General features: G+C 69.6%; 12 protein-coding genes. 11 read left to right on the forward strand and 1 reads right to left on the reverse strand.

Going from position 1 to position 16,260, the window contains the following annotated elements:
- Positions 1-6 precede the first annotated feature (6 nt).
- From FJU31_RS04900 to FJU31_RS04940, 9 genes are all read left to right on the forward strand, one after another.
- A complete protein-coding gene (locus FJU31_RS04900; RefSeq protein WP_150453734.1) occupies positions 7-1,275 on the forward strand; it encodes an NAD(P)/FAD-dependent oxidoreductase in 1,269 nt (422 codons plus the stop codon).
- Positions 1,263-1,820: a DUF3261 domain-containing protein gene (locus tag FJU31_RS04905; protein WP_150453735.1), complete on the forward strand. Its 558-nt coding sequence runs from the start codon at positions 1,263-1,265 to the stop codon at positions 1,818-1,820. The genes FJU31_RS04900 and FJU31_RS04905 overlap by 13 nt, the downstream gene beginning before the upstream one ends.
- Positions 1,817-3,007, forward strand: coding sequence for a beta-ketoacyl-ACP synthase (locus tag FJU31_RS04910; RefSeq protein WP_150453736.1), 1,191 nt, complete (start codon positions 1,817-1,819; stop codon positions 3,005-3,007). Before FJU31_RS04905 ends, FJU31_RS04910 begins: the two co-directional genes overlap by 4 nt.
- A complete protein-coding gene (locus FJU31_RS04915; RefSeq protein WP_150453737.1) occupies positions 3,004-3,462 on the forward strand; it encodes a hotdog family protein in 459 nt (152 codons plus the stop codon). The genes FJU31_RS04910 and FJU31_RS04915 overlap by 4 nt, the downstream gene beginning before the upstream one ends.
- Positions 3,459-4,190 carry a 3-ketoacyl-ACP reductase FabG2 gene (locus FJU31_RS04920; protein WP_150453738.1) on the forward strand — a complete coding sequence of 244 codons (732 nt, stop codon included), beginning with the start codon at positions 3,459-3,461 and terminating at the stop codon, positions 4,188-4,190. The genes FJU31_RS04915 and FJU31_RS04920 overlap by 4 nt, the downstream gene beginning before the upstream one ends.
- Positions 4,190-5,428: a beta-ketoacyl-ACP synthase gene (locus FJU31_RS04925; RefSeq protein ID WP_150453739.1), complete on the forward strand. Its 1,239-nt coding sequence runs from the start codon at positions 4,190-4,192 to the stop codon at positions 5,426-5,428. Before FJU31_RS04920 ends, FJU31_RS04925 begins: the two co-directional genes overlap by 1 nt.
- A gap of 53 nt (positions 5,429-5,481) precedes the next feature.
- Positions 5,482-5,922, forward strand: a complete 441-nt coding sequence (locus FJU31_RS04930; RefSeq protein WP_150453740.1) for an excinuclease ATPase subunit — start codon at positions 5,482-5,484, stop codon at positions 5,920-5,922.
- A gap of 159 nt (positions 5,923-6,081) precedes the next feature.
- On the forward strand, positions 6,082-6,342 hold the full coding sequence (locus FJU31_RS04935; protein WP_150453741.1) for a YcgL domain-containing protein: 261 nt from the start codon (positions 6,082-6,084) through the stop codon (positions 6,340-6,342).
- Positions 6,335-9,673, forward strand: a complete 3,339-nt coding sequence (locus FJU31_RS04940) for an ankyrin repeat domain-containing protein (protein WP_150453742.1) — start codon at positions 6,335-6,337, stop codon at positions 9,671-9,673. Before FJU31_RS04935 ends, FJU31_RS04940 begins: the two co-directional genes overlap by 8 nt.
- A gap of 106 nt (positions 9,674-9,779) precedes the next feature.
- Here the strand turns inward: FJU31_RS04940 and FJU31_RS04945 are convergent, their stop codons facing one another.
- Positions 9,780-11,558 (reverse strand): monovalent cation:proton antiporter-2 (CPA2) family protein, encoded by a 1,779-nt coding sequence (locus FJU31_RS04945; RefSeq protein ID WP_150453743.1) that lies wholly within the window; start codon positions 11,556-11,558, stop codon positions 9,780-9,782.
- Positions 11,559-11,966: 408 nt separating this feature from the next.
- On the opposite strand from FJU31_RS04945, the gene mgtE reads away from it, so the two are divergent.
- Positions 11,967-13,337, forward strand: a complete 1,371-nt coding sequence (mgtE, locus tag FJU31_RS04950; RefSeq protein ID WP_116863512.1) for a magnesium transporter — start codon at positions 11,967-11,969, stop codon at positions 13,335-13,337.
- Positions 13,338-13,468: 131 nt separating this feature from the next.
- Positions 13,469-16,189 carry a bifunctional acetate--CoA ligase family protein/GNAT family N-acetyltransferase gene (locus FJU31_RS04955; RefSeq protein ID WP_150453744.1) on the forward strand — a complete coding sequence of 907 codons (2,721 nt, stop codon included), beginning with the start codon at positions 13,469-13,471 and terminating at the stop codon, positions 16,187-16,189.
- Positions 16,190-16,260 lie beyond the last annotated feature (71 nt).

The raw sequence follows: 16,260 nt of genomic DNA on the forward strand, positions 1-16,260 counted from the left end.
GCACCGATGAACACTGCCGTGGATGCAAATGCCCAACCGACCGACGTCGAGCAAACTGAAATCCTGATCATCGGCGCCGGCCCGGCCGGCTCGGTCGCCGCAGCGATGCTGCGCCAACAGGGCCGCCAGGTGCTGATGCTGGAACGCCAGCAGTTCCCGCGCTTCTCGATCGGCGAGAGCCTGCTGCCGCAGAGCATGGAGTACATCGAGGCGGCCGGCCTGCTGCAGGACGTGGTGGAGGCGGGTTTCCAGTACAAGAACGGTGCAGCCTTCGTGCATGGGGATGAGCGCACCGCCTTCGATTTCCGGCAGAAGTTCTCGCCGGGCTGGGGCACCACCTACCAGGTGCAGCGCGCCGACTTCGACAACGTGCTGGCCCGCGGTGCCGAGCGCATGGGCACCACCCTGCGCTTCGGCGATGAAGTGCTGGCGGTGGAAGCCGGTGAGCACCCGGCGGTGAACGTGCGCCGTCCCGATGGCAGCGAGTACCGTATCGAAGCCGACTTCATCCTCGATGCTTCCGGCTTCGCGCGCCTGCTGCCGCGCCTGCTGGACCTGGAATCGCCGTCCAACTTCCCGGTGCGCGGTGCGATCTTCTGCCACGTGCGCGACAACATCCCGGCCGAAGCGGATTTCGACCGCAACAAGATCCTCATCACCACCCACCCCGAGCACATCGACGTCTGGTACTGGACCATCCCGTTCTCCAACGGCTGCTGCTCGCTGGGCGTGGTGGCCGAACCGTCGTTCTTCGAACGCTACGAGGGTGACGACCTGCAGAAGCTGCAGGCCATCGTCGGCGAGGACCCGAACCTGACCGGCCTGCTGGCCAATGCCCAATGGGCCGTGCTGCCGGTGCGCCGCATCACCGGCTATTCGGCCAACGTCAGCTCGCTGTGGGGCCCGGGCTACGCGCTGCTGGGCAACGCCGGTGAATTCCTCGACCCGGTGTTCTCCTCCGGCGTGACCATCGCCTTCAAGTCGGCACAGCTGGCCAGCGAATGCCTGAAACGCCGATACGCCGGTGAGGCCGTGGACTGGGAAAACGAGTTCTCCATTCCGCTGCGCGCGGGGGTCAAGACCTTCCGCCGCTTCGTGGAAAGCTGGTACGAAGGCGGTTTCCAGAAGATCATCTACCACCCCGACCAGCAGCCGGAAATCCGCGACATGATCAGCTCCATCCTGGCCGGTTACGCCTGGGACACCAACAACCCCTACGTGGCCGACCCCAGCGGTCGTCGCATGCGTGTGCTGGAGCAACTGTGCAGCGCCTGATCGTCCGCTTCGGCGCGGTGCTGCTGTGCCTGCTGCTGGCCGCCTGTGCCAGCCGCATGCCGCGCCCGCTGGTTGAACTGCCGCCGCTGCGCCTGTCGCCGGCCAGCCTGCCGGCGCCGCTGGCGCTGCAGCAGCAGCTGCATTTCCGTTTCGGCAGCCATGAACGAGACCTCGATGCGCTGCTGGAAGCGGATGCGCAGCAGGTGCAGCTGGCCGTTCAGGCGATGGGCCAGACCGGCGTGCGCCTGCAGTGGGACGGCCAGCAGCTGACCCAGCAGCGTGCGCCGTGGCTGCCGCCGCAGGTGCGTGCTGAGCGCGTGCTCGACGACTTGCAGTTCGCGCTGTGGCCTACCGCCGCGATTGCCGCCGCGCTGCCGGCCGGCTGGCAGGTGGTCGATGACGGCCACCAGCGCAACCTCTCGCGCGATGGCCAGGTGTGGCTGCAGCTGCGGCGCTTGGACGATGGCAGCGTGCAGCTGGACAACCGCGCCGAGGGCTACACCCTGCGCATCGAATCGATCGACATGGCCGGGCAGGATAAATGACCGCAGCGATTTACCTGAACGACCTCGGCGTGGTCTGCGCGCTCGGTGAAGGCCGCGCGGCCGTGGCCGCCGCCCTGTTTGCCGACGCACCGGGCGGCCTCAGCGACAACGACACCCTGCTGCCGGGCCAGACCCTGGCGCTGGGCGAAGTGCGCACGCCGCTGCCCGCGCTGGACGACCTGCCAGTGGCCCTGCGCGGCCGCAACAACGCGCTGCTGGACGCGGCCCTGGCGCAGATCGCGCCGTCGGTGCAGGCCGCCATCGCCCGTTACGGTGCATCGCGCGTGGCGGTGGTGCTGGGCACCAGCACCTCGGGCATCGGTGAATCCGAGCAGGCCCTGCGCACCCGCGCCGGGACCGGTGAGTGGCCGCAGGGCTTCGACTACGCACAGCAGGAAATGGGCACCGCCGCGCAGTTCGTGCGCCAGCGCAGCGGTGCGCTGGGCCCGGCCTGGACGCTGTCCACCGCCTGTTCTTCCAGCGCCAAGGCGCTGATGTCGGCCGCGCGCATGCTGCGCGCCGGCATCGTCGATGCGGTCATCGCCGGTGGCGCCGATTCGCTGTGCCGCTTCACCGTGGCCGGCTTCAGCGCGCTCGAGTCGGTATCCGCGCTGCGCTGCAACCCTTTCTCGCAGCACCGCTGCGGCATCAACATCGGCGAAGGTGCGGCGCTGTTCCTGCTGACCCGCGACGCCGGCCCGGTGCAGCTGGCCGGCTGGGGCGAATCAGCCGACGCCCACCACATGTCCGCACCCGACCCGAAGGGCCTGGGCGCGATCGACGCCCTGCAGCAGGCGCTGCAGCGTGCCGGCTGGGATGCAGGCGACGTGGATTACGTGAACCTGCACGGCACCGCCACCAGCCACAACGATGCGATGGAAAGCGTGGCCGTGGCCCAGGTGCTGGGCACCACGGTGCCGGCCAGCTCAACCAAGCCGCTGACCGGCCACACCCTCGGCGCCTCCGGTGCGATCGAGGCGGCCGTGTGCTGGATCCTGCTGGCCGAGAATCCCGGTCACCGGCTGCCGACGCACTGGTGGGATGGCAGCGCGGATCCGGCACTGCCGGCATTGCCGCTGGTCGCCCCGGGTGCGCGCCTGGAACGGGCGCCGCGGCGCGTGCTCAGCAATTCCTTCGCCTTCGGCGGCAGCAATGCCGTGCTGGCCCTGCAGGCGGTGGCCGCATGAGCCTGCCCCTGTTCGCGATCGAAGACGTGGTGCCGCACCGCCACGACATGTGCCTGCTGGAGCGCATCGTGCGCTGGGACCAGGACAGCATCGAGGCCGAGCTGGTGGTGCCCGCTGCGGGGCTGTTCATCGACGACGGCGGCGTACCGGCCTGGGTCGGCATCGAGTACATGGCGCAGGCCATCGCGGCCTGGGCCGGCTGCCGTGCACGCGTGGCCGGCAACCCGCCGCAGCTGGGCTTCCTGCTCGGCAGCCGACGCTACACCAGTCCGCGCAGCAGCTTCCCCAGCGGCAGTGTGCTGCGCGTACACGCGCGCTGCGAGCTGTTGGGTGACAATGGGCTAGGGATGTTCGCCTGCAGGATCCTGGCAGGCGATGAAGAATGGGCGGTCGCCAACGTGTCGGTGTTCGAACCGGCCGACTCGATGGCATATCTGGAGAGTGGACAGGCATGACAGGGAATCGAAGCGTGCTGGTGACCGGCGCCAGCCGGGGCATCGGCCGGGCCATTGCGCTGCGTATCGCGCGCGAGGGCTTCGACGTGGTGGTGCATTGCCGCAGCCGCGTAGAGGAAGCACAGGCCGTGGCGGCCGAGATCCAGGCACTGGGCCAGCAGGCCCGCGTGCTGGCCTTCGACGTGGCCGACCGTGCAGCCGCACGTGCGGCGCTGGAAGCGGACGTGGAAGCGCATGGCGCCTATTACGGCGTGGTCTGCAACGCCGGCATCGCCCGTGATGGCGCCTTCCCGGCGCTGTCCGAGGACGACTGGGACCAGGTCATCCACACCAACCTGGATGGCTTCTACAACGTGCTGCACCCGCTGATCATGCCGATGGTGCGGCGGCGCAAGCCGGGCCGCATCGTCACCCTGTCCTCGGTGTCCGGCGTGGCCGGCAACCGCGGCCAGGTCAACTACAGTGCGGCCAAGGCCGGCATCATCGGTGCCACCAAGGCGCTGGCGCTGGAACTGGCCAGCCGCCAGATCACCGTCAACTGCGTGGCCCCGGGCCTGATCGAGACCGATATGCTGAACGACGAAGTGGTCGACCATGCGCTGAAGCTGATCCCCGCCGGCCGCGTCGGCCGTCCGGAGGAAGTGGCCGCCACCGTCGCCTTCCTGCTGTCCGAGCCGGCCGGCTACATCACCCGCCAGGTGATCTCGGTGAACGGGGGCATGATCTGATGGCTGCCGATCGTCGCGTGGTGGTCACCGGTGCCGCCGCCATCAGCCCGCTCGGCCATGACTGGCCGACCATCGAGGCGCACCTGCGCAGCTGCCGCAATGCCGTGCGCACGATGCCCGAGTGGGATGTCTACGCCGGCCTGAACACCAAGCTGGCTGCACCGGCGCAGGACTACGACCTGCCGCCTAACTACAACCGCAAGACCACCCGCTCGATGGGCAAGGTCGCCATCATGTCGGTGCGCGCCACCGAAGTGGCGCTGCGCGAAGCGGGCCTGTTCGAGCACCCGGTGCTGCGCAGCGGCCGTGCCGGCGTGGCCTACGGCTCGTCCTCGGGCAGCCATGAAGCCACCGGCGAATTCGGCCGCATGCTGCACGAATTCACCACCGACGGCATCAGCGCCACCACCTACCTGAAGATGATGAGCCACACCGCGCCGGTCAACATCGGCGTGTTCTTCGGCCTGTCCGGGCGGGTCTACACCACTTCCAGCGCCTGCACCTCGGGCAGCCAGGGCGTGGGCGCCGGCTACGAAGCGATCCGCAGCGGCAAGCAGACGGTGATGGTGGCCGGCGGTGCCGAACAGCTCGACGCCACCGCTGCGGCGGTGTTCGACACCCTGTTCGCCACCAGCACGCGCAACGATGCACCGCACACCACCCCGCGCCCGTTCGATGCCGGCCGCGATGGCCTGGTGCTGGGCGAGGGCGCATGCACGCTGATCCTGGAAGACCTGGAACACGCACAGGCCCGCGGCGCGACGATCCTCGCCGAGATCGTCGGCTACGGCACCAACAGCGACGGCCAGCACGTCACCCAGCCCAGCGCCGACACCATGGCCCAGGCCATGCGCCTGGCGCTGGAGGATGCTGGCCTGCAGCCGTCGCAGATCGACTACGTGAACGCCCACGGCACCGCTACCGACCACGGTGACATTGCCGAGACCCAGGCCACCGCCCAGGTCTTCGGCAACCGCATGCCGATCAGCTCGCTGAAGAGCTACGTCGGCCACATGCTGGGGGCCTGCGGCGCGTTCGAAGCCTGGATGAGCATCGAGATGATGCGCGCCGGCTGGTTCGCCCCGACCCTCAACCTGGGCGAGGTCGACCCGCGTTGCGGCCAGCTCGATTTCATCACCGGACAGGGCCGCGAACTGCAGGCCGAGTACGTGATGAGCAACAATTTCGCCTTCGGTGGCATCAACACCTCGCTGGTGTTCCGCCGCTGGAGCGAATGATCCACCGCCCCACACCGCGCTCCACCCCGCACCCCGAACAAGGAGAAGTTTCGATGCGTCGTACCCTGATGATCGCCACGGCCACCGCACTGCTGGCCCTGACCTCCACCGCCTCGGCCCGCGACACCCGCGTCGAGCAGTCCCTGCACGAGCTGATCAGCTCGCAGGCCGCCAAGGATGCCGGCATCGACGGCAGCGTGCGTTTCTACCTGGCCGGCCAGCCGGTCAGCGTGCAGCAGCGCCTGGGCGAGGACGTGACCAACAAGAAGACCAACGCCGCCAACAAGAGCGACGCGGAAGCCTGCCGCTGGGTGGCCCTGTCGGCGCTGCGCGCGCTGCAGGATGGCGCCAAGTCGCGCGGCGCCAATGCCGTGGTCGACATCGTCAGCTATTACAAGAAGAACGAGTTCAAGAGCGCGACCAATTACGAATGCTACGCCGGCGCGATCCTGGCGGGCGTGGCGCTGAAGGGCACCTACGCCAAGGTGAAGTAACTGCGGGAGATGGCGGGTCGTGCCTGAACGCCATCGCCACATTGCTGAACCCCATCGGGGAAACGCCGTCGATCGCGCCGCCATCGTCGCGCGACGGCTTTCCCCGGTGTCGGCTTTCCGACACAATCATGGCTCTTCCCGGGTTATCGTCCCGCGGACATGCACGCCTACGTCTATAAAAGCCAACTCAAGCCGGACACCTACGTCTATCTCGCCCGTCGTGATGATTTCAGCGCGCTGCCTGCGCCGCTGGTCACCTCGCTGGGTGCGCTGTCGTTCGTCCTCGAAGTGACCCTGGATGCGCAGCGCCGGCTGGCCCAGGCCGACCCGGACAAGGTCCGCAGCGAACTGACTGAGCGGGGTTTCTACCTGCAGGTGCCGCCGTCGGTGACCAGCATGATGCGGCGCCACTATGACTGAGCTGTCGCGCCCACGCGCACTGTCGATCGCTTTCGTCCTCGGCGCCGTGCTGGCGCTGGCCTCGGTCGTGGGTGGGCTGCCCGGTGCCGTGCTTGCCGCACTGGCGCAGCCGGCGTTCGCGCTGGGCGTGTCGTGGTGGCGGCGCAGCCGCACGCTGCAGGCTCCGAAGCTGATCGCGCGGCGGGAGCTGCCGGCGTTGGCGGTGCTGTGGGCTGCGGCCCCGGCAGGCCTGGCGCTGCTGCTGGCATGGCCGCTGGCGGCGCTGCGTGACAGCGGCAGCCTGGCCGCCGTGCTCGGCCTGAGCGTGCTGGTCAGTGCCGGCCTGCTGGCCGCGTGGCGCACCTGGCCGTTGTGGAACGATGTCGAACGCCTTGATGGCAGCCTCGCCCAGCATTGGCACGCGCTGGCCGGGCGTGACCTGACCGCCTGGCGTGGCCTGCTGGTGGCGGCGATCGTGGTCGCCCTGGCCGCGCTGATCGTGCTGCCGGCCTGGCCGGGCCTGTTGCCGGAAGGCGCCGGTTGGCCTGCCGCACTGGCCACGCTGGTGCTGTCGCCGGTCCTGCACCTGCTGCTGCAGCGGGTGGCACCGGCGCCGATGGTCAGCCTGCGCAGCACTACGCAGGATCTGCCCAGCGGCGATGCCGAAGCCCTGTTCAACGCCGCCGCCGAAAGCACGCCGCTGGAAGCGATGGCACCGCAGGAGCTGACCCCGGCGCTGTACGAAGCCGCGCGCCACGGCCGCATCGACCGCGCGCTGCAGCTGCTGCAGGCCGGTGCCGATCCGCACGCGCTGCCGGACCCGAACTGGCGCGACCAGCGCAGCCTGGCCGTGCTCGCCGCCGTGCTGCCCGACCTGCGCCTGCTGCGCGAACTGATCGGTCGTGGCGTTGACGTGAATGCTCCGCACCGTGGCATGACCCCGCTGCTGGCCGCCACGCGCGACAGCTGGCATGGGCGCCCCGAAGCGGTGATGACCCTGCTGGCCAACGGCGCCGATTCGCGCGCGATGGACAGCGATGGCAACACGCCTCTGCATCACGCCGCGCGCAGTTCCGACCCAGGCGTGGCCGCGCTGCTGCGCGATGCCGCCGCCGAGGTGGATGCGCTCAACACCGAAGGCTGGTCGCCTCTGGCGGTGGCCTGCCAGGTCGGCAACTGGCGCCTGGCCCGCTTCCTGCTCGAGCGCGGTGCGCGCAGCGAACCCAGCGAAGGCACCCCGGTGCTGCTGGCCGCTGCCGCCACCGAGGACGACGATCCGGCCGGCGTGCAGCTGCTGCTCAAGCACAAGGCGCGCGCCGATGCACGCGACCGCCAGCGTCGCAGCGCACTGCACGAAGCGGCCCTGGCCGGCCATGTCGAGATCATCGGCGTGCTGCTGGGTGCCGGCGCCAACCTCGAAGCGCGCGATGCGCTGGGCCGCACGCCGTGGCTGGAAGCGGCCCGTGCCGGTCGCGCTGCCGTCATCGAACACCTGCTGCCGCACAAGCCGGACCTGGTGGCGGTCGATGGCGAAGGCCGCAACGCGGTGCTGCTGGCCGCGATGGCCGAAGATGTCTCGCCGCTGCTGGTCAAGCGCCTGGTCGACCTGGGCATCGCCGCCGATGCCAGCGATCCGCTTGGCCGTCGTGCGGTGGACTACGCCGCCGAAGCCGGGCGCTGGGCGATCGTGGCCCTGCTGGACCCGTCCTATCCGCTGCCGGCCGCGGTCAGCGATGGCCTGGCCGAGCGCGGTGAAGCCGCCAGCGCCAGCGGCCTGCTACCCGACCGACCGCCGCTGACCCTGCTGCGCGAAGCGCTGGGCTTCGGCAATACCGAAGGCATGGCCGCGCTGGCCAAGCTGTGCCAGCCGGAAGAGCTGGGCGGCCTGCTGCTGGACCCGGAACTGGCGCTGGAACCGCGCGCGGTCGACTGGCTGCTGGGCCATGGCGCCGATCCCTACGTGCGCGACGCCTGTGCCGATACCCCCATGTTCGCCCTGCTGTCGCGCGGCATCGACGCGGTGCCGGCGCTGCAGGTGATGCTGCAGCGTGGCCTGTCGCCGGCCGGCCGCGGTGGCCTGGCCCGCTTCCTCGCTGCCTGCGCGCAGCACGACCAGGCCGCACGCGGCCTGGAGCAGCTGGCGCTGGAACTGCTCGAACGCGGTGCCGATCCGTTCGCCGCTTCGCCGGCCGGTGATCCGCCGCTGTCGCTGGCGGTGCGCCTGGGCTGGCTGCGCCTGCAGCAGGCCCTGCTCAATACCGGTGTCGACCGCGAAGCCCGCGACAGCCACGGCATGACCGCCCTGCACCTGGCCACCGCGCTGGCCCGCGAAGGCGCGCTGAAGCTGCTGGTACAGCACGGTGCATCGCCGGAAGCGCGCGCCGCCGATGGCCAGACGCCGCTGGGCGTGGCGCTGTCGATCGGCCGCCGTGACCTGGCCGACTGGCTGGATTGGCGGGTGTGGCCGCTGCCGCGCCGCACCCTGCGTGAACGCGACCTGCCGGCTGCGGCCATGGTTGGTGACGTCGATGCCGTGCGCCGCTTGAACGATCTGGGCTTTGCCATCGACGCCGTCGATGCGCAGGGCTGCACCGCACTGCTGCGTGCGGCCGGTGGTGGCCATCTGGCGGTGGTCGACCTGCTGCTGGCGCGTGGCGCCGATCCGCAGCACGGCGCCGCCAGTGGCGCGACCCCGTTGTCGGCGGCGGTCAGCATGCGCCAGGTGGACATCGTCTCGGCCCTGCTCGATGCCGGCGCCCAGCTGGAACACCGCCTGCCGGGCGGAGTGACCGTGCTGATGCTGGCCTCGGCGCTGGGCCTGCCGGACATCGTCGCGCGCCTGCTCACCGCTGGTGCCGACGTGCATGCCGGCGATGCGCAGCAGCTGGGCCCGCTGCACTGCGCGGCGCTGTACGGCTTCAGCGCCCGCGACCGTTCGCGCCTGCTGGCCCTGCTGGATACCCTGCTGCTGGCTGGCGCCGAGCCGGACCTGGCCGCGGCCGGGTCGGTCACGCCGTTGCTGCTGCTGCTGGGTGCACGCGCCGAGCCGGGCACCGCCTGCGACGAGCAGGTGGTGATGGCCGCCGTGGAGCGCCTGCTGGATGAGGACGTGAGCCTGGACGTGCGTGATCCGCGCGGCTTCGGCCCGCTGCACCTGGCCGCCCTGCACGGGCTGCCGCTGCTGGTCCAGCGCCTGCTGCGCGCCGGTGCCGATCCGGAAGTACGCGACAGCCTCAACCGCAGCCCGCGCGAGATCGCGGTCATGCGCGGCTTCATCGACGTGGCCGGCGAATTCGAACCGCGCGTGCCCGGCGTGTCCTCGATGGCCCGGTTCCTGCGCGACAACGGCTGAGAACCGCCGGGCATGGCCCGGCGCTACCGGACATCGCCACCCGCAGGGGCAGCGCCGGGCCATGCCCGGTGACCTGAAGGTGGGTGCCGACCGTTGGTCGGCACACCTATTTCTCGTCGCTTTCCGCGTCGGCCTCGAACAGATGCATCAGGTCATTGCGTGCATCGCGCGAGGTCTGGATCACTGCGGCTTCGTCGTCATACACCAGGTACTGGTCGCGCAGCAGCTGTTCGTCATGCTCGCGGAAGCGCTGCACATGGCGCTGCGCCACATCCGCGGCCACGCCCAGCGCGGTCAACACGCGCCCGCTCATTTCCAGGCTGGTGCCGAACACTTCGCGGAATGGCTCGGCCGACATGTCCATCAGGCGCCACGCATGCTGGCGGTTGCGCGCGCGTGCCAGCACCTTCGCATCCGGGTACAGGCGGCGCACCATGCGCACCGCGCGCAGGTTGGTTTCCGGGTCGTCCACGGTGATCACGAACACATCGATGTGCTCGCCACCCGCCGCGCGCAGCATCTCCGGACGGGTCGGGTCGCCGTAGTACAGCTGGTTGCCGAAGCGGCGCAGGTCGGCCACGGTGTCCGGGTTCGCTTCCAGCGCCACGAATGGCACCTTCTGCGCGGTCAGCAGGCGCGCGATCACCTGGCCGAAGCGGCCCATGCCGGCGATCAGTACCTTGGGCTGGTTGTCCGGGGCCACCTTGTCGGCCGGTGCGGCATCGCGCGACGCCGGTTTTTCCCGGCCCAGCAGCTTCAGCAGCACCAGCATCAGCAGCGGCGTGATCGCCATCGACAGGCCGACGATGGCCACCAGCCGGTCATGGTTGGCGTCGCCCAGCAGGTGCGCGCGCTGCGCTTCGTTGAACACCACGAAGGCGAACTCGCCGCCCAGCCACAGCACGCTGCCCAGCAGCAGCGACTGCCGCGACCCCAGCTTGGCGATGCGGCCGATCAGGTACAGCAGGCTGAACTTCACCACAAGCAACGCAGCCACGCCGGTGGCGATCAGCCACGGCTCGGCAGTGATGCGGTCGAGGTCGATGCCCATGCCCACGGCGATGAAGAACAGGCCCAGCAGGAGGCCCTTGAACGGCTCGATCTGCGCTTCCAGCTCGTGGCGGAATTCCGAATCGGACAACAGCACGCCGGCCAGGAATGCGCCCAGGCTGGGGCTGAGGCCGGCCTCCTGCATGAACCAGGCGGTGCCCAGCACCACCAGCAGCGCGGTGGCGGTGAACACCTCGGGGCTGCGGGTACGGGCGATGATGCCGAACACCTTGCGCAGCACCGGCCGCCCGCACAGGATCACCACCGCCAACGCACCCAGTGCCACGGCCGCGTCTTCCCAGCGCAGGGTCTCGTTCTTCGCCCCGCCCAGCAGCGGGATGGCGGCCAGCAGCGGGATCGCGATCAGGTCCTGGAACAGCAGGATGGCAAAGCCCAGCCGGCCATGGTCGCTGTTGATCGCCTTGTGTTCGGACAGCAGCTGCAGGCCCACTGCGGTGGACGACAGGGCCAGCGCGATGCCGACCACCAGCGCGCTCTTCCACTGGAAATGATCAAGCAGCAGCAGGCCACCCAGCAGCAGGCCGGACAGTGCCACCTGCGCCGCACCCGCGCCGAACACCGAGCGCCGCATCACCTTCAGGCGCGCCGGCGACAGCTCCAGGCCGATGACGAACAGCAGCATCACCACGCCGATCTCGGCCGCACCGAGGATGCGGTCAGCATCCTGCACGAAGCCCAGCCCGTCCGGGCCCAGCACCACGCCGGCGGCGAGGTAACCCAGCACCGCACCGAAGCCGAACTTCTTGAACACCGGCACCGCGATCACCGCGGCCAGCAGCAGCACCAGCGCCAGTTCCAGGCCACCGCTATGCATGGGAATTCCTGGTCATCGCGGGGGCCTGTGCTGCGTTGGTTCGCCGGGGGGAGCGCGGCCGCGCTGGCCACCCGGTCATTATGCGCGCCCGCCTGTGCACGAACGACAACGGCCACGGAAGGTCGGGGTCAGATCCCCTTGCGCCGCAAAGGGCTCTGACCCCAGTGGAACCTGACTACCCGCCCGGGCCAGGGTTGACCGGGCGCGCCGGCAGGTCCAGACTGCCCGCCGCTGCCGGTCGAGCCGTTGTCGAGCGTGTCTGGCAGTACACCCATCCGGAGTCCCCAACCCATGTCCAGCGACAGTAGAAGTCGACCTCGTTCGACGCCAGCGATGGCTACCGCCTGATATCGGGTCGGTTTGCCTGCGTTGGCGTTGCGCGAGGTCGCATCCCCACAAGGCAAGCCCATGAACCAGAAGCAACTGCTGCGCCCGGTGGCCGACGCCGCTGCCCTCGCCGCACCCCTGGCCAACTACAACACCGCCGACGCGGTGGAGTTCCTCAACACGCTCGACCTGGAGCGCGCCGCCGAAACGCTGGCCGCGCTGTCGCTGCCGCGCGCGGTGAAGATGCTCGAAGCGCCCGAACTGCACCGCAGTGGCGAGCTGGTGGCCGCGCTGCCGCCGGCCCGCGCCGCCGCGCTGCTGGGGCTGATGGCCGATGACCGTGCTACCGACATCGTCCACGAGCTGGACGAGGAAGAACGCGCGCGGCTGATCCCGCTGCTGGGCAGCGATGCCCGCCAGGCCATCCAGACGCTGCTGAGCTACCCGGCAAACACCGCCGGCGCGCTGATGACCACCGAGTTCGTCGCCGTGCCCGCCACCTGGACCGTGGCCCAGACCCTGCAGCACATCCGCCAGGTCGAGCGCACCCGCGAGACGGTGTACGCGATCTACGTGCTCGACCCGGCCAGCCAGCAGCTGCAGCAGGTGGTGACCATGCGCCGGCTGATCACCGGCCTGCCGGAGGAGTCGATCCTCGACGTGGCCCAGGTCAATCCGCCGGTCACCGTCGATGCCCTGCTGGACCAGGAAGAAGTGGCGCGGCTGATCCGCCGCCACGATCTGCTGGCCATTCCGGTGGTGGACGCGCAGCAGCACCTTCTGGGCATCGTCACCGTCGACGACGTGCTCGATGCGCTCATCGAGGAATCGACCGAGGACGCGCACAAGTTCGGCGGCATGGAAGCGCTGGACAAGCCGTACATGCAGATCGGTTTCTTCGAGATGCTGCGCAAGCGCGCCGGCTGGCTGAGCGTGCTGTTCCTCGGCGAAATGCTCACCGCCAGCGCGATGCAGCACTACGAGGACGAGCTGGCGCGCGCGGTGGTGCTGACCCTGTTCATCCCGCTCATCATGAGCTCGGGCGGCAACTCCGGTTCGCAGGCCACCTCGCTGCTGATCCGCAGCCTGGCCCTGCGCGAGCTGCGCTTGAGCGACTGGTGGAAGGTGGCGCTGCGCGAAGTACCGACCGGCATGGTGCTGGGCGCCATCCTCGGCTGCCTGGCCATCGTGCGCATCGTCATCTGGCAGCTGGGCGGCCTGCATGACTACGGCGAGCACTGGATCCTGCTGGCCATCACCATCGGCGCGGCACTGGTGGGCATCGTCACGTTCGGTTCGCTGTCCGGTTCGATGCTGCCCTTCATCCTCAAGCGCCTGGGCTTCGACCCGGCCAGCGCCTCGGCCCCGTTCGTGGCCACCCTTGTGGACGTGACCGGCCTGGTGATCTACTTCAGCATCGCCGCCCTCATCCTGCACGGCACCCTGCTGTAACCGGGCCGTCATCCACGCATGGCGTGGATCTACTGGATCGCTGCGTCATCCACGCATGGCGTGGATGCGGTGTGCCGGTGTGCCTGCGCACGATCATGCCGCTGCAGCGCCAGTCCGTGTACCGTAGGCGCATGAGTACCTACCACCTGCAGTCCGTGTTCCGTCCGCAGTCGGTCGCGGTGATCGGCGGCAGCCCGCGTGAGCGTTCCGCCGGCCGTGCGGTGATGCGCAACCTGCGTGGCACCGGCTTTCCCGGCAAGGTGGCGTGGATCAACCCGCGCCACGCCGCGATCGACGGCATCCGCACGGTCAAGCGGCTGAACGATCTCGACTGGGTGCCCGACCTGGTGGTCATCACCGCGCCGGCGGCAATCGTGCCGCAGGTGGTGCGTACCGCCGCCGAGCGCGGCGTGCAGGCGGCGATCATCCTCACCGCGCATCTCGGCGAAGGCCCGGGCTCGCTGTCCGAACAGGTGGAAACGGCGTCGCGCAAGCACGGCCTGCGCATCCTCGGCCCGCACTGCCTGGGCGTCATCGCGCCGCATGCGCGGCTCAACGCCAGCATCGCCGCGCACTTCCCGCAGGCCGGTGACCTCGCGCTCATCTCCGAATCCTCGGCGATTGCCGCCGCGCTGGTGGAATGGGGCGTGGCACGCTCGGTGGGCTTTTCCGCCGTGGTTTCGCTGGGCGACACCCTGGACGTCGACTTCGGCGACCTGCTCGATTACTTCGCCACCGACTACCGCACCCGCGCCATCCTGCTCTACGTCGAACACATCAAGGACGCGCGCAAGTTCATGTCGGCCGCGCGTGCCGCGGCGCGCGCCAAGCCCGTGGTGGTGGTCAAATCCGGCCGCGCCGAGCGCGTGCAGCCCGGCAGCGCCGACACCCACGTGCAGGCGCTGGCCCGCGCCGATGATGTCTACGGCGCCGCTTTCAACCGCGCCGGCCTGCTGCGCGTGAATGCACTGGACGAGCTGTTCACCGCCGCCGAGACCCTCGGCCGCCTCGGTACCTTCCCTGGCCGGCGCCTGGCCGTGCTCAGCAATGGTGGTGGCGTCGGCCGCCTGGCGGTGGACCAGCTGGTGGCGCTGCGTGGCACCCTTGCGCAGCTGTCCGACAGCACGGTGGAAACGCTGGACAAGGTGCTGCCGCAGGGCTGGTCGCGCAGCAATCCGGTCGACATCGTGGTCGACGCCGATGGTGATCGCTATGCAGCTGCCATCGAGGCGCTGCTGGCCGACAACGAGAACGATGCGGTGCTGGTGGTCAACGTGCCCACCGCGTTCACTTCTTCGGCCGATGCCGCGCAGGCGCTGACCCGCACGCTCGGCCTGCGCCCGCGCCACCACCGCGACAAGCCGGTGTTCGCGGTGTGGCTGGGCAACGATGACCAGGCTACCGCCACGCTCAACGCGGCGCGCGTGCCGACCTATCCCACCGAGGCCGAAGCGGTGCGCGGCTTCCAGCATCTGGTGCGCTACCGCGAAGCGCAGAACGCGCTGATGGAAACCCCGCCCAGCCTGCCGCAGGACTTCAGCGTGGATACCGCGCGTGCGCGCGCGCTGGTCGACGCCGCACTGGCCAATGGCCAGCAGTGGCTGGACCCGCTGGCCACCCACGATCTGCTCAAGGCCTACGGCATTCCGTCGGCGCCGGTGATGCATGCGCGCGACGCGCACGAAGCGATGGACCTGGCGCAGCCGCTGCTGGAGCGCGGTGCTACGGTCGCGTTGAAGATCCTCTCACCGGACGTCCCGCACAAATCCGAAGTGGATGGTGTGCGCCTGAACCTGGCGACGCTGCCGGCGGTGCAGAGCGCAGCCAATGCCATCCTCGAACGCGCCCGCCAGCTACGCCCCGATGCACGCATCGACGGCCTGCTGGTGCAGCCGACCATCATCCGCCCGAAGGCGCGCGAGATCATCGTCGGCATCGCCGATGACGCCACGTTCGGCCCGGTCATCGTGGTCGGTCGCGGCGGCACCGCGGTGGAAGTGATCAATGACAAGGCGCTGGCGCTGCCACCGCTGGATCTGCGCCTGGCCCATGAGCTGATCGGCCAGACCCGGGCCTCGCGCATCCTCAAGGCCTATGGCGATGTGCCGGCCGCCGACGAGCGCGTGCTGGCGCTGGCGCTGGTGAAGCTGGCGCAGCTGGCAGCCGACATTCCCGAAGTACGCACGCTGGACATCAACCCGCTGCTGGTGGACGGCAAGGGAATTCTCGCCCTCGATGCGCGCGTGGCCATCGCGCCGTCGCGCATCCTGCACAAGGGCCGCGGCCACCCGCGCTTCTCGGTGTTCCCGTACCCGAAGGAGTGGGAGCGCACCCTCGAGCTGTCCGATGGTGGCCGCGCTTTCGTGCGTCCGGTACGGCCGGAGGACGATGCGCTGTTCCGCGCGTTTTTCGCCCGTGTCAGCGATGAAGACCTGCGCCTGCGTTTCTTCCAGTCGGTGAAGCACTTCAGCCACGAGTTCATCGCGCGTCTGACCCAGCTCGACTACGCGCGCTCGATCGCGCTGGTGGCGATCGACCCGCGCAACGGCGACATGCTCGGTGCGGTGCGCCTGCATGCCGACGCCGACTACCATCGCGGCGAGTACGGCATCCTGATCCGCTCGGACCTGAAGGGCCACGGCATCGGCTGGCGCCTGATGGCGATCATGATCGAGTACGCCAAGTGGCTGGGGCTGGACGTGGTGGAAGGCCAGGTGCTGCGCGAGAACAGCACCATGCTGGCGATGTGCCAGAGCCTGGGCTTCAAGACCCGGCTGGACCCGGACGACCCGACCGTGATGATGGTGACCCTGCCGGTGCAGCAGGTCGAAGTGCCTGCCCCCTCTGCGTAGAGTCGAGGGGGGGGGGGGGGGGGTCGAGCAAAGAAGTCCCGCCAGGAGGACGCGACGGCCCCCATGACGAA

It is taken from the genome of Stenotrophomonas cyclobalanopsidis (genome assembly GCF_008710035.1).
Taxonomy (GTDB): Bacteria; Pseudomonadota; Gammaproteobacteria; order Xanthomonadales; family Xanthomonadaceae; genus Stenotrophomonas; species Stenotrophomonas cyclobalanopsidis.

What these genes read in the sequence shown, in the direction of transcription:
- FJU31_RS04910 (WP_150453736.1), top strand. Translation starts at nt 1,817, where the DNA reads ATGACCGCAGCGATTTACCTGAACGACCTCGGCGTGGTCTGCGCGCTC.
- FJU31_RS04940 (WP_150453742.1), top strand. Translation starts at nt 6,335, where the DNA reads ATGACTGAGCTGTCGCGCCCACGCGCACTGTCGATCGCTTTCGTCCTC.
- FJU31_RS04935 (WP_150453741.1), top strand. Translation starts at nt 6,082, where the DNA reads ATGCACGCCTACGTCTATAAAAGCCAACTCAAGCCGGACACCTACGTC.
- FJU31_RS04915 (WP_150453737.1), top strand. Translation starts at nt 3,004, where the DNA reads ATGAGCCTGCCCCTGTTCGCGATCGAAGACGTGGTGCCGCACCGCCAC.
- FJU31_RS04900 (WP_150453734.1), top strand. Translation starts at nt 7, where the DNA reads ATGAACACTGCCGTGGATGCAAATGCCCAACCGACCGACGTCGAGCAA.
- FJU31_RS04945 (WP_150453743.1), bottom strand. Translation starts at nt 11,558, where the DNA reads ATGCATAGCGGTGGCCTGGAACTGGCGCTGGTGCTGCTGCTGGCCGCG.
- FJU31_RS04925 (WP_150453739.1), top strand. Translation starts at nt 4,190, where the DNA reads ATGGCTGCCGATCGTCGCGTGGTGGTCACCGGTGCCGCCGCCATCAGC.
- FJU31_RS04955 (WP_150453744.1), top strand. Translation starts at nt 13,469, where the DNA reads ATGAGTACCTACCACCTGCAGTCCGTGTTCCGTCCGCAGTCGGTCGCG.
- FJU31_RS04930 (WP_150453740.1), top strand. Translation starts at nt 5,482, where the DNA reads ATGCGTCGTACCCTGATGATCGCCACGGCCACCGCACTGCTGGCCCTG.
- mgtE (WP_116863512.1), top strand. Translation starts at nt 11,967, where the DNA reads ATGAACCAGAAGCAACTGCTGCGCCCGGTGGCCGACGCCGCTGCCCTC.
- FJU31_RS04920 (WP_150453738.1), top strand. Translation starts at nt 3,459, where the DNA reads ATGACAGGGAATCGAAGCGTGCTGGTGACCGGCGCCAGCCGGGGCATC.